General features: G+C 68.8%; 20 protein-coding genes and 1 tRNA gene. 9 read left to right on the forward strand and 12 right to left on the reverse strand.

Annotation, left to right across the window (positions count from 1 at the left end):
- Positions 1 to 16: 16 nt before the first annotated feature.
- Together ABEA46_RS04495 and ABEA46_RS04500 are read right to left on the reverse strand one after the other, a co-directional pair.
- Positions 17 to 460 (reverse strand): SRPBCC family protein, encoded by a 444-nt coding sequence (locus ABEA46_RS04495; protein ID WP_345543175.1) that lies wholly within the window; start codon positions 458 to 460, stop codon positions 17 to 19.
- Positions 453 to 827, reverse strand: coding sequence for an ArsR/SmtB family transcription factor (locus tag ABEA46_RS04500; protein WP_345543176.1), 375 nt, complete (start codon positions 825 to 827; stop codon positions 453 to 455). Before ABEA46_RS04500 ends, ABEA46_RS04495 begins: the two co-directional genes overlap by 8 nt.
- Positions 828 to 888: 61 nt before the next feature.
- Between ABEA46_RS04500 and ABEA46_RS04505 the strand changes: the two genes are divergently transcribed.
- A complete protein-coding gene (locus tag ABEA46_RS04505) occupies positions 889 to 1,521 on the forward strand; it encodes a dihydrofolate reductase family protein (RefSeq protein WP_425563157.1) in 633 nt (210 codons plus the stop codon).
- Positions 1,514 to 1,999, forward strand: a complete 486-nt coding sequence (locus ABEA46_RS04510) for a DUF2087 domain-containing protein (RefSeq protein ID WP_345543177.1) — start codon at positions 1,514 to 1,516, stop codon at positions 1,997 to 1,999. The genes ABEA46_RS04505 and ABEA46_RS04510 overlap by 8 nt, the downstream gene beginning before the upstream one ends.
- Here ABEA46_RS04510 and ABEA46_RS04515 read toward each other — a convergent pair.
- Positions 1,991 to 2,752, reverse strand: a complete 762-nt coding sequence (locus tag ABEA46_RS04515; protein ID WP_345543178.1) for an SGNH/GDSL hydrolase family protein — start codon at positions 2,750 to 2,752, stop codon at positions 1,991 to 1,993. The genes ABEA46_RS04510 and ABEA46_RS04515 overlap by 9 nt on opposite strands.
- Positions 2,753 to 2,861: 109 nt before the next feature.
- On the opposite strand from ABEA46_RS04515, the gene ABEA46_RS04520 reads away from it, so the two are divergent.
- Positions 2,862 to 3,512, forward strand: a complete 651-nt coding sequence (locus ABEA46_RS04520; protein WP_345543179.1) for a phosphoribosyltransferase — start codon at positions 2,862 to 2,864, stop codon at positions 3,510 to 3,512.
- A gap of 14 nt (positions 3,513 to 3,526) precedes the next feature.
- Here ABEA46_RS04520 and ABEA46_RS04525 read toward each other — a convergent pair whose 3' ends face one another.
- Complete coding sequence (locus ABEA46_RS04525) at positions 3,527 to 5,200, reverse strand: DUF885 domain-containing protein (RefSeq protein ID WP_345543181.1); 1,674 nt, start codon at positions 5,198 to 5,200, stop codon at positions 3,527 to 3,529.
- A 51-nt stretch (positions 5,201 to 5,251) separates the two neighbouring features.
- Positions 5,252 to 7,909 carry a DNA polymerase I gene (gene polA, locus ABEA46_RS04530; protein ID WP_345543182.1) on the reverse strand — a complete coding sequence of 886 codons (2,658 nt, stop codon included), beginning with the start codon at positions 7,907 to 7,909 and terminating at the stop codon, positions 5,252 to 5,254.
- Between the two features lie 48 nt (positions 7,910 to 7,957).
- Here polA and ABEA46_RS04535 point away from each other — a divergent pair, with 48 nt between their 5' ends.
- Entirely contained in the window at positions 7,958 to 8,389 is a 432-nt protein-coding gene (locus ABEA46_RS04535; protein WP_345543183.1) for a PaaI family thioesterase, read from the forward strand.
- A gap of 64 nt (positions 8,390 to 8,453) precedes the next feature.
- On the opposite strand, the gene ABEA46_RS04540 is transcribed toward ABEA46_RS04535, so the two are convergent.
- Positions 8,454 to 9,074: an ANTAR domain-containing response regulator gene (locus tag ABEA46_RS04540; RefSeq protein WP_018170749.1), complete on the reverse strand. Its 621-nt coding sequence runs from the start codon at positions 9,072 to 9,074 to the stop codon at positions 8,454 to 8,456.
- A 50-nt stretch (positions 9,075 to 9,124) separates the two neighbouring features.
- On the opposite strand from ABEA46_RS04540, the gene ABEA46_RS04545 reads away from it, so the two are divergent.
- Positions 9,125 to 9,207: transfer RNA gene (locus tag ABEA46_RS04545), tRNA-Leu, on the forward strand.
- 64 nt (positions 9,208 to 9,271) lie between these two features.
- On the opposite strand, the gene ABEA46_RS04550 is transcribed toward ABEA46_RS04545, so the two are convergent.
- Positions 9,272 to 10,819, reverse strand: coding sequence for an APC family permease (locus tag ABEA46_RS04550; RefSeq protein WP_345543184.1), 1,548 nt, complete (start codon positions 10,817 to 10,819; stop codon positions 9,272 to 9,274).
- 157 nt (positions 10,820 to 10,976) lie between these two features.
- Here ABEA46_RS04550 and ABEA46_RS04555 point away from each other — a divergent pair, with 157 nt between their 5' ends.
- From ABEA46_RS04555 to ABEA46_RS04570, 4 genes are read left to right on the forward strand one after another with little or no spacing between them, the layout of a single operon-like run.
- Positions 10,977 to 11,345, forward strand: coding sequence for a PadR family transcriptional regulator (locus ABEA46_RS04555; protein ID WP_345543185.1), 369 nt, complete (start codon positions 10,977 to 10,979; stop codon positions 11,343 to 11,345).
- A gap of 2 nt (positions 11,346 to 11,347) precedes the next feature.
- Complete coding sequence (locus tag ABEA46_RS04560) at positions 11,348 to 11,716, forward strand: DUF1048 domain-containing protein (RefSeq protein ID WP_345543186.1); 369 nt, start codon at positions 11,348 to 11,350, stop codon at positions 11,714 to 11,716.
- Positions 11,713 to 12,492 carry an ABC transporter ATP-binding protein gene (locus ABEA46_RS04565; protein WP_345543187.1) on the forward strand — a complete coding sequence of 260 codons (780 nt, stop codon included), beginning with the start codon at positions 11,713 to 11,715 and terminating at the stop codon, positions 12,490 to 12,492. The genes ABEA46_RS04560 and ABEA46_RS04565 overlap by 4 nt, the downstream gene beginning before the upstream one ends.
- Positions 12,489 to 13,292: an ABC transporter permease gene (locus tag ABEA46_RS04570; RefSeq protein WP_345543188.1), complete on the forward strand. Its 804-nt coding sequence runs from the start codon at positions 12,489 to 12,491 to the stop codon at positions 13,290 to 13,292. Before ABEA46_RS04565 ends, ABEA46_RS04570 begins: the two co-directional genes overlap by 4 nt.
- Positions 13,293 to 13,370: 78 nt before the next feature.
- Here ABEA46_RS04570 and ABEA46_RS04575 read toward each other — a convergent pair whose 3' ends face one another.
- From ABEA46_RS04575 to lgt, 5 genes are all read right to left on the reverse strand, one after another.
- Positions 13,371 to 13,760: an SHOCT domain-containing protein gene (locus ABEA46_RS04575; RefSeq protein WP_345543189.1), complete on the reverse strand. Its 390-nt coding sequence runs from the start codon at positions 13,758 to 13,760 to the stop codon at positions 13,371 to 13,373.
- Positions 13,761 to 13,842: 82 nt separating this feature from the next.
- Positions 13,843 to 15,291, reverse strand: coding sequence for a pyruvate kinase (gene pyk, locus ABEA46_RS04580; RefSeq protein ID WP_345543190.1), 1,449 nt, complete (start codon positions 15,289 to 15,291; stop codon positions 13,843 to 13,845).
- Positions 15,292 to 15,337: 46 nt separating this feature from the next.
- The gene (locus tag ABEA46_RS04585; protein ID WP_345543191.1) at positions 15,338 to 16,804 is read right to left on the reverse strand and encodes a glutamate synthase subunit beta; all 1,467 of its coding nucleotides are present in this window, start codon (positions 16,802 to 16,804) and stop codon (positions 15,338 to 15,340) included.
- The gene (gene gltB, locus ABEA46_RS04590; RefSeq protein WP_425563158.1) at positions 16,797 to 21,401 is read right to left on the reverse strand and encodes a glutamate synthase large subunit; all 4,605 of its coding nucleotides are present in this window, start codon (positions 21,399 to 21,401) and stop codon (positions 16,797 to 16,799) included. Before gltB ends, ABEA46_RS04585 begins: the two co-directional genes overlap by 8 nt.
- A 77-nt stretch (positions 21,402 to 21,478) precedes the next feature.
- A complete protein-coding gene (gene lgt, locus ABEA46_RS04595) occupies positions 21,479 to 22,450 on the reverse strand; it encodes a prolipoprotein diacylglyceryl transferase (protein ID WP_345543192.1) in 972 nt (323 codons plus the stop codon).
- Between the last annotated feature and the right edge of the window lie 21 nt (positions 22,451 to 22,471).

Genomic DNA, 22,471 nt, shown 5'->3' on the forward strand with positions numbered 1-22,471 from the left:
GCGTCTGCCGCGTGCGTCAGGCCTGCAGGCGCTCCAGCACGCGTTCGATGTCGTCGATGAACTCGTTGTAGCCGGCGATCGTGGCTGCGACCTGCTCGTCGGTGAAGTCGGAGCGGTCCTGGCGGATCGTGAGCACCGTTCCCTCGGCGGTCTCTTCGAGGTCGAACAGCACGGGAAGCCCCACATCGTCGCCCGGCTGGTCGGTGATGGTCATGGACAGGTGCGACGGCGGCTCGACCACCTTGTACTCGCCGGCCCAGTCGATGCGATTGCCGTCGGGCAGGTGCATCACGGCGCGGAACTGACCGCCAGGGCGCACGTCCATCGTGAGGGTGTCCTGCGGCACCTCGACGGCGGCGGTGCCGAACCACACCGCGAAATGCTCGGGCTTGACGAGCGTCTCGAACACCAGTTCGCGAGGGGCCCGGAGGGTGCGGGTCACCGTGAAGTACTCAGCCATTGTCGTTCTCCTTGTCGGTCGTGCGGTCATTGTCAGGGTGGGTGCCGAGCTGCTGCAGGGCGTTGAGGTACTGGTCGAGAGCAGTGAGGCTGTCGTCCCAGAATTTCGCGTAGTCGCCGATCCAGGCGGATGCCGCGGCCAGTGGTCGTGCGTCGAGCTGGGCCGGACGGTACTGGGCGTTGCGGCCGCGTGTGACCAGACCTGCCCCCTCGAGCACGCGCAGGTGCTTCGACACCGCCGCGAAGGTCATGTCGAACGGCGCCGCCAGCTCCCCCACAGTCGCCTCGCCCTCGCTCAGCCGAGCGAGGATGGCGCGTCGGGTGGGGTCTGCCAGTGCCGCGAACGTGCGGCTCAGGGTGTCCGTCATGTCTCACCTCCGTCGATTCCTTCTCGGTATTCAACTGATTGGTACTGTACTAATCGGTTGAATGCCTGTCAACACCTTCGCCGGATTCCGTGTCGGTGTGTCGCGGTACGGTGACGACATGGCCCGCGTGATCTTCTACACCGCCACGACCCTCAACGGCTTCCTCGCCGACGACGACGACTCGCTGGACTGGCTGTTCGCCGTTCCAGGCGGGGAAGGCGGGGATGCCGGCTTCCAGACGTTCCTCGCCGGCATCGGTGTGCTCGTCCAGGGCTCGTCGACGTACCGCTGGGTGCTCGAGCACGAGGATCTGGTAGCGCACCCCGAGAAATGGCCCGCCTACTACGGCGAGCGCCCCACCTGGGTGTTCACGAGTCGGGAGCAGCCGGTCGTCCCCGGCGTCGACATCCGGTTCGCCTCGGGCGACGTGCGCGACGTGTGGCCGCAGATCCGCGATGCGGCCGGCGGGCGCGACGTGTGGGTCGTGGGCGGCGGCGACCTCGCCGGCCAGTTCGCCGACGCGGGACTGCTCGACGAACTGCGGATCTCGATCGCGCCGGCCACGCTGCCCTCGGGCAAGCCGCTGCTCCCCCGCACGCTCGGCGCCGACCGCCTCGAACTCACGTCGGTGCGCCAGGCGGGCGCCTTCGCCGAGCTCACCTATCGCGTCACCGGAGCGCGCGACGATGAGTGAGCGCTGGCGCGGAGTCCTGGCGGCACTGCTCAATCCCGACCTGCGTGCCGTGCTCGCCGAAGCGATGACCGCCGATCCGCTCCCCGATGCGCGACGCCGTCGTGCGATCACCCGGCTCGCGGAGCTCGGCCTGGTGCACGAGAGCGGGTCGGACGGCCTCGAGTTCGATGAGGCGGCGGTACGCGGCATCCTGTCGGAGAATCCGCCGGCGAAGCCGACCGGACCCATGCGGTTCCTCGACGCCGACGGGCGGATCGACCGCTACCCTGCGCAGCGCGGCGAGCGCGACGAACTGCTGCGATGGGTCGTCGAGCGTGCGTTCCCCGCCGGCGAGGTGCTCACCGAGAAGCAGACGAACGAACGGCTGAGCGCCTTCACCGGCGACAGCGCCGTGCTGCGTCGTCACCTCGTCGACGCGGGGCTGCTGGAGCGTACGCGATCGGGCTCGGAGTACGCGCGACCGGCCACGTCAGACTGACGGGGCGAACTCGGTCCAGCCACCGCCGAACTTGGGCTCGCGGCCGTCGCCCGACGACGTTCCAGTGAGACGCCGGCGCACCCACGGTCCGACGTGCTCGCGGTAGTACGCCGCTCCGCGGGTGCCGGTCTGCGGCAGCGGCGGAAGCGACCACCACTCCGGATGCGGGGCGAGCCCGAGGGCATCGAGTACGCGGGCGGCCACGCGATGGTGCCCTCGCGCGTTCATGTGCAGCCGGTCCTCCGACCAGAACGGCGGCTTCGCCAGGTCGGTGTCGAACCAGTTGTAGGCGCGCACGACGTCGGAGCGTGACGCGAGATGGTCCTCGACGGCGTGCGAGAGCAGATCGCCGCGTCGCTGGATGAGCCGTCGCATCGGGAGCTGGCCGGACGGGTTCGCTCCCGACAGCACGATGAGCCGCACGCCCTCTTCGTCGCAGCGGCGCAGCACCGTCTCGAACGCGTCCACGACCCCTGACACGCTCGTGCGCGGGCGCAGCATGTCGTTGCCGCCGCCGTTGAACGACAGGTGCGTCGGCTTCAGTGCGAGCGCCGGCTCCAGCTGCTGCTCGACGATGGGCCAGACCAGCTTGCCGCGGATGGCGAGGTTGGCGTACTCGATCGGCTCGCCGGCGGCATCCGCCCAGCCCTGTGCGACGAGGTCCGCCCACCCGCGCACGTGTCCGTCAGGGAGTTCGTCGCCTACGCCCTCGGTGAAGGAGTCGCCGATTGCGACGTATCGAACGGATGCCACGCCCCCAGCCTACGTCGCCCTCGGCACGGCTTCGTCCGTCGTAGATGTATGGCATCCCGCGCGATCCGCGTACACCCCGCTGCCTCGGACACCGGCGTAGCGTGAGGCCATGGCACTGTTCGCCGATCGGCGGGCGGCCGGGCGGGCGCTCGCCGGGTCTCTCGCACGTTGGCGCGGGACCGATGCCGTCGTGCTGGGCATCCCGCGCGGCGGCGTCGTGGTCGGTGCGGCAGTCGCGAGCGAGCTCGGCCTGCCGCTGGACGCCGTGGTCGTGCGAAAGCTCGGTGCCGCCGGGCACGAGGAGTTCGCGGTCGGTGCGATCGCGGACGGCGTGCGCATCGTCACGCCCGATGCCGTGCGGTGGGCCGGCATGAGCGCCGGCGACGTGCAGCAGGTCGAGGACGCGGAGCGTCACGAGCTCGTGCGGCGGACGAACGCCTACGGCGCGGGCGGGCTCGACCTCGCCGGGCGCGCGGCGATCGTCGTGGACGACGGCGTCGCGACAGGGGCGACCGCGGTCGCGGCCTGCCGCGCGGTGCAGGCACGACGACCGTCGCTCATCGTGCTCGCGGTGCCCGTCGCCCCCGCCGAGTGGACGCCGCCCGGCGACACCGTGGCCGACTACGTGTGCCCGTATCGCGAGGACGACTTCTGGGCAGTCGGACAGTACTACGACGACTTCGCCCAGACGAGCGACGGGGAGGTCGTGGCGCTGCTGCAGCGCGCTTCGACAGGCTCAGCGACCGAACCCGGTCCCTGAGCCTGTCGAAGGGGTCAGCGCGACAGCGCGAAGCGCAGCGTGTCGAGGCCGACACCACCGATGTCGAGCGCGCGCTTGTGGAACTGCTTGATCGAGAAGGCGTCGCCCTCGCGCTCGGCGACGTCGTCGCGCAGCTGCTCCCAGATGCGCTGGCCGACCTTGTACGCGGGCGCCTGACCCGGCCAGCCGAGGTAGCGGTTGACCTCGAACTTGACGAACTCGTCGGGCATGTTGACGTTGTGCAGCATGAAGTCCAGCGCGTAGTCGGCGTCCCACGTGCCCTGGCCGTCCAGGCGCGGCTTCTCGAGGTGCACGCCGATGTCGAGCACCACGCGCGCGGCGCGCATGCGCTGACCGTCGAGCATCCCGAGGCGGTCGGCGGGGTCGGACAGGTAGCCGAGCTGCTCCATGAGGCGCTCGGCGTACAGCGCCCAGCCTTCTGCGTGGCCGGACGTGCCGCCGAGCAGACGACGGTACGTGTTCAGCTGAGCGCGGTTGTACACCGCCTGCGCGATCTGCAGGTGGTGGCCGGGGACGCCCTCGTGGTAAACGGTGGTGAGCTCGCGCCAGGTGTCGAAGTCCTCGACGCCCTCGGGAACCGACCACCACATGCGGCCGGGGCGCGAGAAGTCGTCCGTCGGACCTGTGTAGTAGATGCCGCCTTCCTTGGTGGGGGCGATCATGCACTCCAGGTCGCGGATCGGCGCGGCGATGTCGAAGTGGGTCTTGCCCAGTTCTTCGATCGCGCGGTCGCTGGTCTGCTGCATCCACTTCTGCAGTGCGTCGGTGCCGTACAGCTTGCGCGACGTGTCCTGCTCGAGGAACGCGACGGCTTCTTCGACCGAGGCGCCCGGCTTGATCTCGTTCGCGATCGACTCCTGCTCGGCGACCATGCGCGCGAGCTCCTCGACGCCCCACTCGTAGGTCTCGTCGAGGTCGATCGTCGCGCCGAGGAAGCGGCGGGAGTGCAGCGCGTACAGCTCGCGGCCGACGGCGTCCTTCTCTGAGGCCGCCGGAGCGAGCTCACCCGACAGGAACGACGCGAGCTCGTCGTACGCGACGCGGGCGGCGTTGGCGTTGTCGGCGAGGTCACGGGCGAGGGATGCCGGGAGCTGACCCTCCTCGGGCGCCGCCTCGGCCGCGAACGTCGCGAAGAAGCCGCCGTCGGCGGTGTAGCGGGCGATCTGCGTGACGACCTCGACGACCTGGCGGCGCGCGGGGACGACACCCTGCGCGATGCCTTCGCGGAGCGAGGCGACATAGCCGTCGATCGCGCCAGGGACGGCCGCGAGGCGGGTGGCGACGACGGACCAGTCGTCGGTCGTGGCGGTCGGCATGAGGTCGAACGCGGAGCGGATGTTCTGCGCGTGCGAGGCGATCACGTTCAGGTCGCGCAGGTGCCACTTCGCCTCGTCGAGGTCCAGGCCCAGCTGGATCTCGCGCGAGAGGTCGTCCTTGGTCACCTCGTCGACGAAGTCGACCGGGGTCGCGGCCTGCAGCGCGGCCAGAGTCTTGCGTCCCTCTTCGGTGAGGCGCTCCTGCCCGGCCGGGCTGTAGTCGCCGAACCGGCCGTTGTGCTCGGTGCGACCGATGTAGGTCGCGAGCGTCGGCTCCAGCTCGGCAAGGGTGTCGACCCACGCATCAGCGATCTTGTCGATCTGCGTGGGCGTGCGGGTTTCGTCTGTCATGACTCCGAGCCTAGGCACGCGACGCGATGCCGACAAACGCGGAATCCCGTGTCAGTGCCCGGCCTCGTTCCAGTCCCCGCCGCGGCCGATCTGCACATCGAGCGGCACCGACAGCTTCGCGGCATCGCCCATGCGCGTGCGCACGATCTGCTCGGCGGCATCCCACTCCCCCGGGGCGACCTCGACCACGAGCTCGTCGTGGATCTGCAGCAGCACACGCGAGCTCAGCTCAGCGGCCGCGAAGTCGTCGTGGATGTGGAACAGCGCGATCTTCATGATGTCGGCCGCGCTGCCCTGGATCGGCGCGTTGAGCGCCGCGCGCTCGGCGTTCTCGCGCAGCACGCGGTTGGGGCTCGCGAGGTCGGGGAACGGGCGGCGGCGACCGAAGATCGTCTCGGTGTAGCCGTCGATGCGCGCCTGCTCCACCGAGGAGCGCAGATAGTCGCGCACCGCGCCGAACCGGGCGAAGTACTCCATCATGAGCTGCTTGGCCTCGGACTGCTCGATGCGCAGCTGCTTCGACAGGCCGAACGCCGACAGGCCGTACACGAGGCCGTACGACATCGCCTTGACCTTGGTGCGCATCTGCGGGGTGACGTCCTCGGGCGCGACGCCGAACACGCGCGAACCGACGAACCGGTGGGTGTCTTCGCCCGAGTTGAACGCCTCGATGAGACCCGGGTCCTCCGACAGGTGCGCCATGATGCGCATCTCGATCTGCGAGTAGTCGGCGGTCAGCAGCGTCTCGTAACCCTCGCCGACGGTGAAGGCCGAGCGGATGCGCCGGCTCTCCTCCGTGCGGATCGGGATGTTCTGCAGGTTCGGGTCGGTGCTCGACAGGCGGCCGGTCTGGCTGCCGGTCTGCACGTACGTGGTGTGGATGCGGCCGTCGTCGCCGATCGCCTTGTCGTTGCCGATCGAGCTGTCGAGCGACTCGATGATCTGCCGCAGCTTGGTGGCCTCGCGATGCTGCAGCAGCAGGTCGAGGAAGGGGTGCGGGTTGGTCTCCTGCAGATCAGCGAGCACGGCGGCGTCGGTGGAGTACCCGGTCTTGGTCTTGCGGGTCTTCGGCAGCTGCAGCTCGTCGAACAGCACCTCCTGCAGCTGCTTGGGCGAGCCGAGGTTGACCTCGCGCCCGATCGCCGCGTACGCCTCCTGCGCGAGCGCGTCGGCGCGAGCGCCGAGCTCGCCCGAGAATGTCGACAGGATCCCGTGCGACACGGCGACGCCGGCGAGCTCCATGTCGGCCAGCGTGTGCAGCGTCGGCAGTTCGATGTCGGAGAGCACCGCGGCGACGCTCTCGGGCAGCTCCGCCCGCACCGCCTGCTCGACGCGCAGCGTGTACCACGAGAGCTGGCCGGGCGTGGCGCCCTCGGTCTCGGGCACGAGCTGCGACGGGTCGGCCTCGGGCAGCTTCTCGTCGAGGTAGCGGTCGACCAGGTCAGCCAGCGTCTTGTCGGGGAAGCTCGGGCGCAGCAGCCAGCCGGCGAGGACGACGTCGAAGCCGAGGCCGCCCAGGCGCAGCCCGGCGCGGCGCAGCGCCTTGACCTGCGGCTTGGCATCGGCGAACACCTTCGGCGCGTCGGAGGCGAGCCACGGGGCCAGGGATGCCTGCACCTCCGGCGCCCACGACGCCTCGGCCGCGGCATCCTTCGTCGCCACGCCGATGCGCGCGGGAAGCCCGCCCTCGACGGTGAGCGTCACGCCCACGGCGCCGCTCGCCTTCTCGAGCCAGCCGGCGAGGTCGGCGGCCGCGAGCTCGGCGGCGACCGGCGCGAGCTCGGCGGCCGCGGAGTTGACAGCTGCCATCTGCTGCTCGATGCCGGCGAGCTCGGCCACGCGCGGGATGAGTGTCTTGAACTCGAGGCGCGAGAAGATGTCGCGCACCGCCTGCGCGTCCATCGGCTGCACTTCGAGGTCGGCGGGACCGTAGGGCAGCTCGACGTCGCGCAGCAGGCGGTTGAGGCGGCGGTTGCGGCGGACGTCTTCGGTGTGGGCCACCAGGTTGCCGCCCACGACCCCCTTGATCGTCGAGGCGCCGTCCAGCAGCGCGTCGAGCGACCCGAACTGGTTGAGCCACTTGACGGCGGTCTTCTCGCCCACCTTCGGGACGCCGGGCAGGTTGTCGCTCGTCTCGCCGACGAGGGCCGCGATGTCGGGGTACTGCTCGGGGGGGACGCCGTAGCGGTCGATGACGGCCTGACGGTCGTAGCGCTTGAGCTGCGAAACCCCCTGCACGTTGGGGTACAGCAGCGTGATGTCGTCGTTCACGAGCTGGATGGTGTCGCGGTCGCCCGAGCACACCAGCACCTGGAAGCCCTGCTCGGCGCCCTGCGTCGCGAGCGTGGCGAGGATGTCGTCGGCCTCGATGTCTTCTTTCTGGATGGTCGTGATGCTCATCGCTGCCAGACAGTCCTGCAGCAGCGGGATCTGCCCCTTGAACTCGTTCGGCGTCTCGGAGCGGTTCGCCTTGTACTCCTCGTACTCGCGCGTGCGGAACGACTGCCGCGATGTGTCGAAGGCGATGGCCAGATGGGTCGGCTTCTCGGCCTTCAGCAGGTTGATCAGCATCGCGAGGAACCCGTAGATGCCGTTCGTGTGCTGCCCGTCCTTGGTCGAGAAATTGTCGACCGGGAGCGCGTAGAACGCTCGGTATGCCAGCGAATGGCCGTCGACGACCAGGAGGGTAGGCTTTGCGGAGTCCGTCACCCTGCCAGCCTAGCCAGGGCCGACGACACCCCCGAGCGAAGGTGTGCCATGCCCGAACCCTCCCCCGCCACCATCGACGGACTCGCGTGGGCCACGAGCCGCGGGATCGGCGCTCTGGCCGAGAAGATGGGGTTCGAGTGGCTCGAGTTCACGCCCGACCGCGCCGTTGCGCGCATGCCCGTCGAGGGCAACACACAGCCCGTCGGCCTCTTCCATGGGGGCGCCTATGTCGTGCTCGGCGAGTCGCTCGGCTCGATGCACGCGAACTTCCACGCCGGACCCGGGAGGCTCGCCGTCGGCGTCGACATCAACGCCACGCACACGCGCTCGGCGACCGCGGGCCATGTGACCGGCGTGTGCACGCCGCTGCACCTCGGCCGCAGCCTCACCGTCCACGAGATCGTCGTCACCGACGATCAGGGCCGCCGCTGCTCGACGGTGCGCATCACGAACCACATCAAGGATCTGCCGCAGGCATGACGAAGCGGATGCCGCATCACGCGGCATCCGCTCTTCATCCGGTCGTCGACCCGGTCGTGGAGTGTCAGCCCTTCTTGGGCGCGAGCTGCTCGATGATCGCCTTGGCGACGTCCTGCATCGTGAGGCGGCGGTCCATCGACGCCTTCTGGATCCAGCGGAACGCCTCGGGCTCGGACAGCCCCATCTTCTCGTTCAGCAGCCCCTTCGCCCGGTCGACGAGCTTGCGGGTCTCGAAGCGCTCGACCATGTCGGCGACCTCGGCCTCGAGGGTGATGATCTGCTCGTAGCGGGCCAGCGCGATCTCGATCGCGGGCAGCAGGTCGTTGGGCGTGAACGGCTTCACGACGTAGGCCAGTGCGCCGGCCTCGCTCGCGCGCTCGACGAGCTCCTTCTGGCTGAACGCGGTCAGCAGCACGACGGGCGCGATGTGGTTCTTGCTCAGCTTCTCAGCGGCCGAGATGCCGTCGAGCTGCGGCATCTTGACGTCCATGATCACGAGATCGGGACGAAGCTCGGTGGCGAGGGCCACGGCCGTCTCACCGTCCCCCGCTTCGCCGACGACATCGAATCCGTTGTCGCGAAGGATCTCGACGATGTCGAGGCGGATGAGCGACTCATCCTCTGCCACGACGACACGACGGGGGGTGGAAGCCGTCGTAGCGGCGGTCTGCTCCTGCTCAGTCACCTGCCAATCCTACGGTATGGTCGTTCGCGGACGCGCGGAGGCCCGCGCCGGCCGGTGTGGCGGAATGGCAGACGCGACCGACTCAAACTCGGTTGCCCGCAAGGGCGTGTGGGTTCGACTCCCACCACCGGCACCCAGAACGAAGAGAAGAGTGGATGCCTCGGCCCGAGGCATCCACTCTTCTTCTGCTCTGCGGCCTAGTCGTCGTCGACCGTCTTGATCACAGTCGTGTTCGGGTCGGGCAGCGTCTCGACCTGCTCCGGCGAGCGGAGGTCGACATCGGCCGGAGCCTTCTTGTCGAGCTCGGGCGGCACCTCGAGCGGGCGCCGCGAGTAGTACACCTTCGCCTTGCGGTAGAAGAGCGCGAGCGGCACGATGCCCAGCGCGATGAGCCCGATGCCGAGCCAGTTCACGATCGGGTCGTTGCTCGGGATCGACGCGAAGAACGCCCAGCCCATGAACACCGCACCAGAGGCGGGCCACAGCCCGATCAGCAGGAAGTTCTTCACGGACTGGAAGAGCACCCTCCGATACGCCACCACGACGGCGACGCCGGCGAGCGTGTAGTAGAACGCGATCTGGAGGCCGATCGACAGGATCGCGTTCTCCATGATGTCGCCCACGCTGCCGAGGAAGTTCGAGCCGACGAACAGCAGCAGCGAGACGACGAGGATCACGATCGTCGCGAAGGTCGGCGTCTTCCACCGCGGGTGCACACGACCGAACGCGCGCGGGATCGTGTGGTCCCGGCCCATCGCGAACAGCGACCGGGTGACCTGGATCAGTGTGGTCTCGAGCGTCGCGATCGTCGACAGGGCCACCGCGATGATCAGGATCTTGCCGCCGAGCCCCGGCCAGATGACGTCGCCGAGCACCGACAGGATGTTGGCACTGTTCGCCTCGATCTGCTCCTGCGACAGCATGATGAGCGTCGCGATCGTGAAGATCTCGAACAGCACGAAGACGATGCCCACGCCGATGAGCCCTGCGGCGCCCGCCGACTTGTGGCCGTCGGTGGTCTCTTCGTTGAGGTTCGAGCTGACGTCCCATCCCCAGTAGTAGAAGGCCGCGATCAGCGCCGCACCGACGAAGATGCCGGGACCGGTGAGGTGCGAGAAGCCCAGCCACTCCCACGAGAAGTTCGGTCCGTCGTGGCTCGTCGTGGCGGCGCGGAAGAGTGCGAGCGCGGCGAACACCACCAGGATGCCGACCTCGATCGTCGACATGATCCACTGCGCGCGGGCCGTGATGTTCACGCCGAAGTAGACGCAGGCCGCCATGATGACGAACCACACGGCGCCCACGCTCGTGATGAGCGGCACGTTGCCGGCCTGAGACGGATCGAACAGCGACACCGTCATGGCTCCCGCCGGCAGCGCGCCGGCGACCATGAAGATCGTCGCCGAGATGACGAGCGCCCAGCCCGACAAGAAGCCGAGCGCCGGATGCAGAGCCCGTGCCACCCACGAATAGGCGGCACCGGCGTTGACGTCGGCGCGTCCGAGATACAGGAACGCCCACGCGATGCCGAGCATCGGGATGCCGCACCACAGCAGGGCGGCCGGGGCGCCCAGTCCTGCGACGCCGACGAGGGTCGCGGTGGTGGCGGCGATGGAATATGCCGGCGCGCTGCCGGCGACGGCCATCACGATCGAGCCCGCGGCGCTGACGCCGCCTGCCTGCAGATCGTGACGCTCAAGGGTGCTCTGGTCGTCGGGTGCGACCGGTGAGCCTGATCGGGTCATCGAAGGGTCCTCTTCTGTCGTCTTCGTTGGCGACGGATGGACATTACACCCGCGGATTCGAAAAACTTGCTATTCGGTGTTGCTAAGTACTGGTACTCAGTGTTACTTTGTACCGGTAGTCAGCAAGACAGAGTAGCGAAAGAGAGGGGGTGCCCCGATGGGCAAGCAAGAGACCGAGATGCTCAAGGGCACGCTCGAAGGGATCGTGCTCGCGATCCTGTCCGGGCGTCCCGCCTACGGGTACGAGATCACCGCGTGGCTGCGCGACCAGGGGTTCGCCGACATCGCCGAAGGCACTGTCTACGCCCTCCTGGTGCGGGTCGAGCAGCGGGGACTCGTCGACGTCGAGAAGGTCCCGTCCGAGAAGGGGCCGCCGCGCAAGGTCTATTCGCTGAACGCGCAGGGTCGCGAGCAGCTCTCGGAGTTCTGGAGGACATGGAGCTTCCTCGCAGACCGCATCGAACAGCTCCACCGCGCACAGACCGACAGCGCACAGACCGACAGCACATCTCAGGAAGAGGTTTGATCATGGCCGCCAAGTGGTACGAAATCGTCACCGGCTCGCTCGACCAGAAGAAGCAGTACAAGCAGTACAAGGCGCGTATCGAGGCCCTGCCCGAGCCGTACCGCGCCTCGGCGAAGGCACTGGACCGGTACCTCATGTACGCCGGCGGCATCGTCGACGGCGACACCATGATGCGCATGCTCGGAGACTCCGCCGACCTGTGGGAGCGTGCCGCAGCCGACGGCACACCGGTGCGAGACATCGTCGGCGACGACCCGGCGGGCTTCGCCGAGGACTTCGCAGCCGCGTACTCGGGCAAGCAGTGGATCGACAAGGAGCGCGCACGCCTCAACAAGGCGATCGACGAAGCAGAACGGGGTGAGCACCGATGACCGATGCAGCGATCCAGGTGAAAGGCCTGGTGAAGTCCTACAAGGACCTCCAGGTGCTGAAGGGCGTCGACTTCGAGGTGTCGCGAGGCAGCATCTTCGCGCTCCTCGGGTCCAACGGGGCCGGCAAGACCACCGTCGTGCGGATCCTGTCGACGCTGCTGAAGGCGGATGCCGGCACCGCCGTCGTCGGTGGGCACGACGTGTCGGCCGACGCGCAGCGGGTGCGCGAGACGATCAGCCTCACCGGGCAGTTCGCCGCCGTGGACGAGGTGCTCTCGGGCCGCGAGAACCTCGTGCTCGTGGCGCAGCTGCGCCATCTCAAGAACCCCGGCGCGATCGCGGACGACCTGCTCGCCCGCTTCTCGCTCACCGAGGCCGGCGGCCGCAAGGCCGGCACCTACTCCGGCGGCATGCGTCGCCGGCTCGACATCGCGATGAGCCTCATCGGCGAGCCCGCTGTCATCTTCCTCGACGAGCCGACCACGGGACTGGACCCCGCGGCGCGCCTGGAGGTGTGGGAGGCCGTCACGACGCTCGCCCGCGGCGGCACCACGGTGCTGCTGACCACGCAATACCTGGACGAGGCCGAGCAGCTCGCCGACCGGATCGCGATCCTCCACAAGGGCACGATCATCGTCGACGGCACACTCGACGAGCTCAAGCGCCTGCTGCCGCCGGCGAAGGTCGAGTACGTCGAGAAGCAGCCGAGCCTCGAAGACGTCTTCTTCGCCCTCACCGGCGAGGTCGACACCGAATCCGCAAAGGAGGAGTCATGACCACCGCAACCGTCGCGGCGCCGCGCGCCGCCTCCGGCGCCCGCTTCTTCAGCGACACCGCCGTCCTCACCGGCCGGTCGCTGCGCCACATCCTGCGCAGCCCCGACACGATCATCACCACCGCCGTCACGCCGATCGCGCTCATGCTGCTGTTCGTCTACGTGTTCGGCGGGGCGATCGATCTGGGATCCGACCAGGGGTCGTACATCGACTACATGCTGCCGGGCATCCTGCTCATCACGATCGCGTCGGGCATCGCCTACACGGCATACCGGCTGTTCCTCGACATGCAGGGCGGGATCTTCGAGCGCTTCCAGTCGCTGCCGATCTCACGATCGGGCGTGCTGTGGGCCCACGTGCTGACGTCGATGGTGTCTGTCGCGGTGTCGCTGGCGATCGTCATCGGGGTGGCGCTGCTGATGGGCTTCCGCACCGGCGCGAGCTTCGCCGCATGGCTCGGAGTGGCGGGGCTGCTGATGCTCTTCACCCTGGCGCTCACCTGGCTCGCGGTGATCGCGGGGCTGTCGGCCAAGACGGTGGATGGCGCGAGCGCGTTCTCGTACCCGCTCATCTTCCTGCCGTTCATCAGCTCGGCCTTCGTCCCGACCGAGAGCATGCCCGGTCCGGTGCAGTGGTTCGCCGAGAACCAGCCGGTCACCTCGATCGTCAACTCGATCCGGGCGCTGTTCGCCGGTCAGCCGGTCGGCAGCGACATCTGGGTGGCGATGGCCTGGCTCGTCGGCATCCTGGTCGTCGCCTACGCGATCTCGATGTCGATCTACCGTCGCAAGGTCAGCTGAGCGCACTCCCCCGCGCTTCGCGCGCAGAGACGAGAAGAGTGGATGCCTGGGCCCCAGGCATCCACTCTTCTCTTCGTCTCAGGCGCCGAAGTACTGGTTGCCCAGCGCCTTGCTCTTGAGCGCGTCGTACTCGCCCTGCGAGATCGTGCCGGCATCGAGCAGCGCCTTCGCCTTCGCGATGTCGTCGGCGGGGCTGGACGAAGCGGCCGGACGATAGTCGTCCGACTCGGGGACGACACCGCGTCGAGCGGCCTGCGCGCGCTGGGCCATTCCCTTGCCCCGGGCGATCACGTAGATCAGACCCGTCAGGAACGGCACGAAGACGAGAGCGATGATCCACAGCGCCTTGAACCAGCCGTTGAGCTTCTCATCACGGAACAGGTCCATGATGACGACGATCACGATGTACAGGTACGCGACGAAGTAGAAGCTCCACAGAAGGAACCAGAACAGGTCCTGGAAGAACATGCGAGTATCACTTTCCACGAGAAACGGGCTGTCGCGATCACATTAGTGGTCGCGGCAGCCCGTTCGCGGGATCCGGTGAGGATCAGTTGCGTGTCTGGTAGATCGGCGCCTTGCCGTGCACCGCATCGCCCACCTTGTGGATGCGGATGTCGTTGGTGGAGCCGATGATCCCGGGAGGGGATCCCGAGATCACGACGACCTTGTCGCCGACCTTCGCGAGGTCGTTCGACAGCAGGTAGTCGTCGACCTGGATGAACATCAGGTCGGTGTGCGCGACGTGTTCGACGAGGGTCGACTGCACGCCCCAGGTCAGCGCCATGCGACGGCGGATCGCCGGCTCGGGCGCGAACCCGATCATGGGGATGCGCGGGCGCAGGCGCGACATGCGGCGCGCCGTGTCACCCGACTCGGTGAAGATGCAGAGGTACTTCGCGTCGACGAACTCGGCGACCTCCATGGCCGCGAGCGTGATCGCGCCGCCCTGCGTGCGGGGCTTGGTCGTGAGCGGCTGGATGCGCTCCAGGCCGTGCTCCTCGGTCGAGGCCACGATGCGGGCCATCGTCTCGACGACCGTCACCGGGTACTTGCCGACGCTGGTCTCGCCCGAGAGCATGACCGCGTCCGCGCCGTCGAGGACGGCGTTGGCGACGTCGCTCGTCTCGGCGCGCGTGGGGACCGGGTTCTCGATCATCGTCTCGAGCATCTGGGTCGCGACGATGACGGGCTTGGCCATGCGGCGGCACAGCTCGACCGCGCGCTTCTGCACGATCGGGACCGCCTCCAGCGGCAGCTCCACGCCCAGGTCGCCGCGGGCGACCATGATGCCGTCGAACGCGTCGATGATCTCTTCGAGGTTGTCGACGGCCTGCGGCTTCTCGATCTTGGCGATGACGGGGACGTGACGCCCCTCTTCGGCCATGATCACGTGGACGCGCTGCACGTCCTTCGCGTCGCGCACGAACGACAGCGCGATGATGTCGGCGCCGGCACGCAGGCCCCAACGCAGGTCGGCCTCATCCTTCTCGGACAGCGCGGGGACGTTCACCGCGACGCCGGGCAGGTTGATGCCCTTGTTGTTCGAGACGGGGCCGGCCACGATCACCTTGGTGGTGACGACGGTGCCGTCGGTCTCGACGACCTCGACGCGCACCTTGCCGTCGTCGATCAGGAGGAAGTCGCCCGGCTTGACGTCGTGCGGCAGGCCCTTGAAGGTCGTGCCGACGATCTCTTTCGTGCCGAGGATGTCTTCGGTGGTGATCTTGAAGATGTCGCCGACGGCGAGCTCGTGCGGGCCGTTCTCGAACTTGCCGAGGCGGATCTTCGGACCCTGCAGGTCGACGAGGATCGCGACGGCACGCCCGGCGTCGTCGGCGGCCTTGCGCACGTTGGCGAAGTTGTTGTCGTGGACCGAGTAGTCCCCGTGGCTCAGGTTGAATCGGGCCACGTCCACACCGGCGTCGATGATCGCGCGGACCATCTCATACGTCGAAGTGGCGGGACCCAGGGTGGCGACGATCTTGGCGCGTCTCATCCGTGGTTTCTCCGGGTTGGGTGAATTGGCGAGTGCCTCGGCCAGCCTACGCGGGCTGCAGGCCGATGGCGATATCAGTCGGGCGGACCGGCTCGGGCAGCTCGGTCTCGCCCATCAGGAAGCGGTCGACGCTCGCGGCGACCGCTCGGCCCTCGGCGATCGCCCACACGATGAGCGACTGCCCGCGACCGGCATCGCCGGCCACGAACACGCCCGGGGCGGTCGTCTGGTAGTCGTCCTCGCGGCGCACGTTGCCCCGCTCGGTGAACCGGGCGCCGAGCTGCTCCTCCAGGAGAGCGTGCTCGGGGCCGGTGAAGCCCATGGCGATCAGCACGAGGTCCGCGGGGATCTCGCGCTCGGTGCCGCTCTTGGGAACGCGGCGGCCGTCGACGAACTCGGTCTCGGCCACGCGCAGCGCGCGCACCTCGCCCGCGTCGTTCGCGAGGAACTCGACGGTCGATGCGAGGTAGGCGCGGTCGCCGCCCTCTTCGTGCGCGGACGAGATCTCGAACACCGTCGGGTCCATCGGCCACGGCTGGTGCTCCGGACGCTCGCCCGGGGGGCGGACGCCGATCGCGAGGTTCGTGACGCTCAGTGCGCCGTGACGGTGGGCGGTGCCGATGCAGTCGGCGCCGGTGTCGCCGCCGCCGATGACCACGACGTGCTTGCCCTCGGCGGTGATCTGGTTGGGCACCGCGTCGCCCGCGACGGCCTTGTTCGACTCGACGAGGTACTCCATCGCGAAGTGCACGCCGGCCAGGTCACGGCCCGGGATCGGCAGGTCGCGCGGGATCGTCGACCCTGTCGCGACCACGACGGCGTCGTAGCGCGCACGCAGGTCGGCCCACGTGATGTCCTTGCCGATCTCGACGCCGGCGCGGAAGCGCGTGCCCTCGTCCTGCATCTGGCGAAGCCGCGCCTCGAGGTGCTTCTTCTCCATCTTGAAGTCCGGGATGCCGTAGCGCAGCAGTCCGCCGATGCGGTCGTCGCGCTCGAACACGGCGACGGTGTGGCCGGCGCGGGTGAGCTGCTGGGCGGCGGCGAGGCCCGCAGGACCCGAGCCGACGACGGCGACGGTCTTGCCGGTCAGGCGCCCCGGGGGCTCCGGTTCGATCCAGCCGTTCGCGAACGCCTCGTCGGCGATCGACACTTCGACCTGCTTGATGGTCACGGCGGGCTGGTTGATGCCGAGCACGCACGCGCTCTCGCACGGCGCCGGGCACAGCCGCCCGGTGAACTCCGGGAAGTTGTTCGTCGCGTGGAGCCGCTCGCTCGCGGCACGGCCCTCGCCGCGCCACGTGAGGTCGTTCCACTCCGGGATCAGGTTGCCCAGCGGGCAGCCCTTGTGACAGAACGGCACGCCGCAGTCCATGCAGCGCCCCGCCTGCCGGCGCAGCACCGCGTTGTCGCCCGGCTCATAGACCTCTTTCCAGTCCATGATGCGCACCGGCACCGGCCGCCGCGCGGGCAGCTCTCGCTCGGTGACCTTCAGAAAGCCCTTCGGGTCAGCCACCCGTCACCTCCAGGATGCGGTTCCAGACGACGTCGCCGTCGGGGTCGAGCCCCTCGGCGACGGCCTCCTGGCGGGTCTGCAGCACCGCGGCGTAGTCGCGCGGCAGGACCCGGACGAAGTTCGCCAGCTCGGCCTCGAAGTCGTCGAGGAGAGCCTGGGCGAGGGTCGATTCGGTCTCGGCGACATGCTGGACCAGCAGGTCGCGCAGGATCTCGGCGTCGCCCGCTCCGAGCGCGCCGAGTTCGAGCTCGCCCGAGGCCAGCGCCTCGCGGTTGACGAGCTTGCTGTCGAGGCGGTGGATGTACGCCATGCCGCCCGACATGCCGGCGCCGAGGTTGCGGCCGGTCGCGCCGAGGATCACGGCGAGACCGCCCGTCATGTACTCGAGCGCGTGGTCGCCCACGCCCTCGACCACCGCTGTCGCACCGGAGTTGCGGACGAAGAACCGCTCCCCCACGACACCGCGCAGGAACATGGTGCCCTGCGTCGCGCCGTAGCCGATGACGTTGCCCGCGATCACGTTCTTCGACGCGTCGAAGGTCGCACCGCGCGGCGGGCGCACGACGATCTGACCGCCCGAGAGCCCCTTGCCGACGTAGTCGTTCGAGTCGCCCTCGAGGCGCAGCGTGATGCCTGCCGGCATGAACGCGCCGAAGGACTGGCCCGCCGAGCCGGTGAGATTCACGACGATGCTTCCCGACGGCAGGCCGTTCTCGCCGCGCGCCTTCGTGACGTGGTGCCCCAGCAGGGTGCCCACGGCGCGCTCGGTGTTGCGGATCGGAAGGTCGATCGTGACGTGCCCGCCGTTCGCGATGACGTCCTGTGCGCGTTCGAGCAGGCCGACGTCGAAGTGCTCCTCGAGTTCGTGCAGCTGCGCCGTCGTGTTTCGCCGGGGCTCGTCCTCGGCGAACTGCGGGCCCTGCAGGACGGGAGTCAGGTCGAGACCGCTCGCCTTCCAGTGCCGGACCGCACCGTCGACATCGAGCAGGTCGCTGCGGCCGATCGCCTCGTCGAGCGTGCGGAAGCCCAGTTCGGCGAGGTACTCGCGCACCTCTTCGGCGATGAACTCCATGAAGTTGACGACGAACTCGGGCTTGCCCGAGAACCGCGCACGCAGCACGGGGTTCTGCGTGGCAACGCCCACCGGGCACGTGTCGAGGTGGCAGACCCGCATCATGATGCAGCCCTCCACGACGAGAGCCGTCGTGGCGAAGCCGTACTCCTCTGCGCCCAGCAGCGCGGCGATGATGACGTCGCGGCCGGTCTTGAGCTGACCGTCGGCCTGCACCACCACGCGATCGCGCATGCCGTTGAGCATGAGCGTCTGCTGCGTCTCGGCGAGGCCCAGCTCCCACGGCGTGCCGGCGTGCTTGAGCGAGTTGAGCGGGCTGGCGCCCGTCCCGCCGTCGTGGCCCGAGACCAGGATGACGTCGGCCAGCGCCTTCGCGGTGCCGGCGGCGACCGCGCCGATGCCGGACTGGCTCACGAGCTTCACGTGGACCCGGGCGCCGGGGTTCGCGCGCTTCAGGTCGAAGATCAGCTGCTTGAGGTCCTCGATCGAGTAGATGTCGTGGTGCGGCGGCGGCGAGATGAGACCCACGCCGGCCGTGCCGCCGCGCGTGCGCGCGATCCACGGGTACACCTTCGTCGGCGGCAGCTGACCGCCTTCGCCGGGCTTGGCGCCCTGCGCGAGCTTGATCTGGATGTCGTCGGCCTGGGTGAGGTAGAGGCTCGTGACGCCGAACCGGCCCGACGCGACCTGCTTGATCGCGCTGCGCCGCTCGGGGTCGAGCAGGCGCTCGACGTCCTCGCCGCCCTCGCCGGTGTTCGACTTGCCGCCGATGCGGTTCATGGCGATCGCCAGCGTCTCGTGCGCCTCGCGCGAGATCGAGCCGTAGCTCATCGCACCGGTCGAGAAGCGCTTGACGATCGACGACACGGGTTCGACCTCGTCGATCGGGACCGGCGTGCGCTCCTCGGTCCTGAGCGCGAACAGGCCGCGCAGCGTCTTCAGCTCGTTCGCCTGGTCGTCGACCAGCTTCGTGTACTCGCGGAAGATGTCGTAGCGGCGCGTGCGCGTGGAGTGCTGCAGGCGGAACACCGTGTCGGGGTTGAACAGGTGCGGCGCACCGTCCCGCCGCCACTGGTACTCGCCGCCGGTCCAGAGCCGCTCGTGGGCTCGGACTGCCGCATCCTCGGGGTAGGCGAAGTCGTGACGCGCCTGGTTCTCGGCGGCGACCTCTTCGATGCCGATGCCGCCGAGCTTGGACTCGGTGCCGGTGAAGTACGCGTCGACGAACTCCTGCGACAGGCCGATCGCCTCGAAGACCTGCGCCCCCGTGTACGACGACACCGTCGAGATGCCCATCTTCGACATGATCTTCAGCACGCCCTTGCCGAGCGCGTAGATCACGTTGCGGACGGCCTTCTCGGGCGTGATGCCGGTGATGAAGCCCGAGCGCACCAGGTACTCGACGGTCTCCATCGCGAGGTACGGGTTGACCGCCGACGCGCCGTAGCCGAGGAGCGTCGCGACGTGGTGCACCTCGCGGACGTCGCCCGCTTCGACGAGCAGTCCGACCTTCATGCGGTTCTGCTGCCGGATGAGGTGGTGGTGAACGGCCGAGACCATGAGCAGCGACGGGATCGGGACGAGGTCCTTGTTCGAGTCGCGGTCGGACAGGATGATGAACTCCGCGCCGTCCGCGATCGCCGCGTCGACCTCTTCGCACATCTCGTCGATGCGGGCCTTCATGGTGCCGGGGCCGGCGTCGAAGTGGTACAGGCCGCGGATCGTGACAGCGCGGCGGCCGGGCATCGTCCGCTCGATGTTCTGGATCTTCGCGAGCTCGTCGTTGTCGAGCACCGGGAAGTCGATCGTGATCTGTCGCGCGTGGTCGGGGCCCGACGCGAGCAGATTGCGCTCGGGGCCGATGCCCGTGCGCAGACTCGTCACGACCTCTTCGCGGATCGAGTCCAGCGGCGGGTTCGTGACCTGCGCGAACTGCTGCGTGAAGTAGTCGAACAGCAGGCGCGGACGCTCGCTGAGCACCGCGACGGGCGTGTCGCTGCCCATGGCGCCGAGCGGTTCGGCGCCCGTCTGACCCATCGGGGTGAGGAGGATCTTGACCTCTTCCTCGGTGTACCCGAACGTGCGCTGACGGCGCGTGATCGAGGCGATGGGATGCACGATGTGCTCGCGCTCGGGCAGCTCCGACAGCTGCAGGCGCTGACGCATCCACAGCCCCCAGGGCTGCTGGGTCGCCAGCTGCTGCTTGATCTCTTCGTCCTCGATGATGCGCCGCTGAGCGGTGTCGACGAGGAACATGCGACCCGGGCGCAGACGACCGCGGCGCTTGATGCGCGCGGGCTCGAAGTCGAGCACGCCGGTCTCGCTGCCGATCACGACGAGTCCGTCGGTGGTCTCGGTCCAACGGCCCGGGCGCAGGCCGTTGCGGTCGAGCGTCGCGCCGACCGACGTGCCGTCGGTGAAGATGAGGGCCGCCGGTCCGTCCCACGGCTCCATCTGCATCGAGTGGTAGTCGTAGAAGTCCCGCAGCTCGGGGCTGATGTCGGCCTGCTTCTCGTAGGCCTCGGGCACCATCATCATGATCGCGTGCGGCAGGCTGCGCCCGGTGAGCGTCAGGAGCTCGAGGACCTCGTCGAACGAGGCCGAGTCGCTGGCGCCCTCGGTGCAGATCGGCAGCAGCGGCTGGATGTCGCCGAGCAGCTCGGACTGGAGCTGCGACTGGCGGGCGCGCATCCAGTTGCGGTTGCCGCCGACGGTGTTGATCTCGCCGTTGTGCGCGAGCATGCGCAGCGGCTGCGCGAGCGGCCACGACGGGAAGGTGTTGGTCGAGTAGCGCGAGTGCACGACGGCGAGCTCCGAGGCGAAGCGCTCGTCCTGCAGGTCGGGGTAGAACGGCTCGAGCTGCAGCGTCGTGACCATGCCCTTGTAGCCGAGCGTCCGCGCCGACAGCGACACGAAGTACGCGTCGAGGTCGTTGCGGGCCCGCGTGCGCAGGCGGTAGGCGCGGCGGTCGAGGGCGATCCCCGACAGTGCGGGGGTGCCGTCGGCGGCGGGATGCGACACGAACAGCTGCTCGAACACCGGGCGCGCCTCGAACGCGAGCTTGCCGAGGTTGTCGTCGACGGTGGGCACGTCACGCCAGCCGAGGACCGTGAGGTTCTCGGATGCCGCGATGCGCTCGATCCCGGCCTTCTGGGCGGCGCGCTCGTCGGCGTCGCGGGGCAGGAAGGCCATGCCCGCCGCGTACTCCCCGACCGGGGGCAGCTCGAATCCGACGACGGCGCGCAGGAACGCGTCGGGCATCTGCGTCAGGATCCCCGCGCCGTCGCCGGTGCCGGCGTCGGAGCCGATCGCCCCGCGGTGCTCGAGGTTGCGCAGCGCCGTCAGCGCCAGATCGATGATGTCGTGGCCGGCCTCGCCGCGGAGCGTGGCGACCATTGCCAGGCCGCACGCATCCTTCTCGAAGGCGGGGTTGTACATCCCCTGCTTGCTCGGGAATCCGGCCCGGCCGGACGAAGCGGGGGTCGGCGCCTGCTCAGAGGCGCCGTGACGGGGGCTCGAAGCCATACCTACCGTCCTCACGTTGATAGTCAAGATGGGACGACGTCGGCCCTAGGGCGCTCGATCGGGCGATCGAGCGCTCGTTATTTGCTGGCAGGAGTGCTTGTGGCGGTAGCCCCTTCGGCCTCGGACGTCTGGGGTTCGCTGACGTCGACGAAGTCGTCGGTGTTCTGCGATTGTACAGCCTGTCCGGCGGTCCACTCGCGGCCGGACACATAGGGCGACGGCTCCAGGCCCGGGTGGCGGCGCTTCTGCACGAAGAAGATCACGATGCCGAGGACCACCCCGAAGATCGCGGCCCACACGTTGCTGCGCAGCCCGAGGATGATCTCGCTCGGGTCGATGCGGATCGATTCCCACACGATGCGTCCGGCGCTGTACCAGACCAGGTACACGGCGAACAGGCGGCCCCACTGCAGCCGGAAGCGGCGCCCGACCCAGACGACGACCAGGACGCCCAGGACGTTCCAGATGACCTCGTACAGGAAGGTGGGCTGGAAGAGGGTGCCCTCGGGCAGCCCCACGGGCCACGCCGGGTTCGGGTAGTCGATCTGCAGGCCCCACGGCGCGTCGGTCGGCCAGCCGAACAGCTCCTGGTTGAACCAGTTGCCGAAGCGGCCCATCGCCTGGGCGAGCAGCAGCGCCGGCGCGAGCGCGTCGGCGAAGGTCCAGAAGCGGATGCCGGTCCAGCGGCAGCCGAGCCACGCACCGATCGCGCCGCCGATGAGGGCGCCGTAGATCGCGATGCCGCCCTCCCAGATGTAGAGGGCCGAGAGCGGGTTCGCCCCCTCGCCGAAGTAGAAGCCCCAGTGCGTCAGCACGTGGTAGATGCGCGCGCAGATGATGGCAAGGGGCACCGCGAGCAGTGCGATGTCGATCACGACCCACGGCTCGGCGCCGCGCTTGGTGAGGCGGGCGTTCGTCCACAGCACCGCGACGATGATGCCCGCGATGATGCACAGCGCGTAGATGTGGATCCGCAGGGGGCCGATGTCGAAGTAGCTGATCGACGGGCTCGGGATGCTGGCGACGACGCTCGCGGCGGCGTTGATCATGGGAGAACCGTGTCCTTGCTG

It is taken from the genome of Microbacterium jejuense (assembly GCF_039544225.1).
GTDB classification, from domain to species: Bacteria; Actinomycetota; Actinomycetes; order Actinomycetales; family Microbacteriaceae; genus Microbacterium; species Microbacterium jejuense.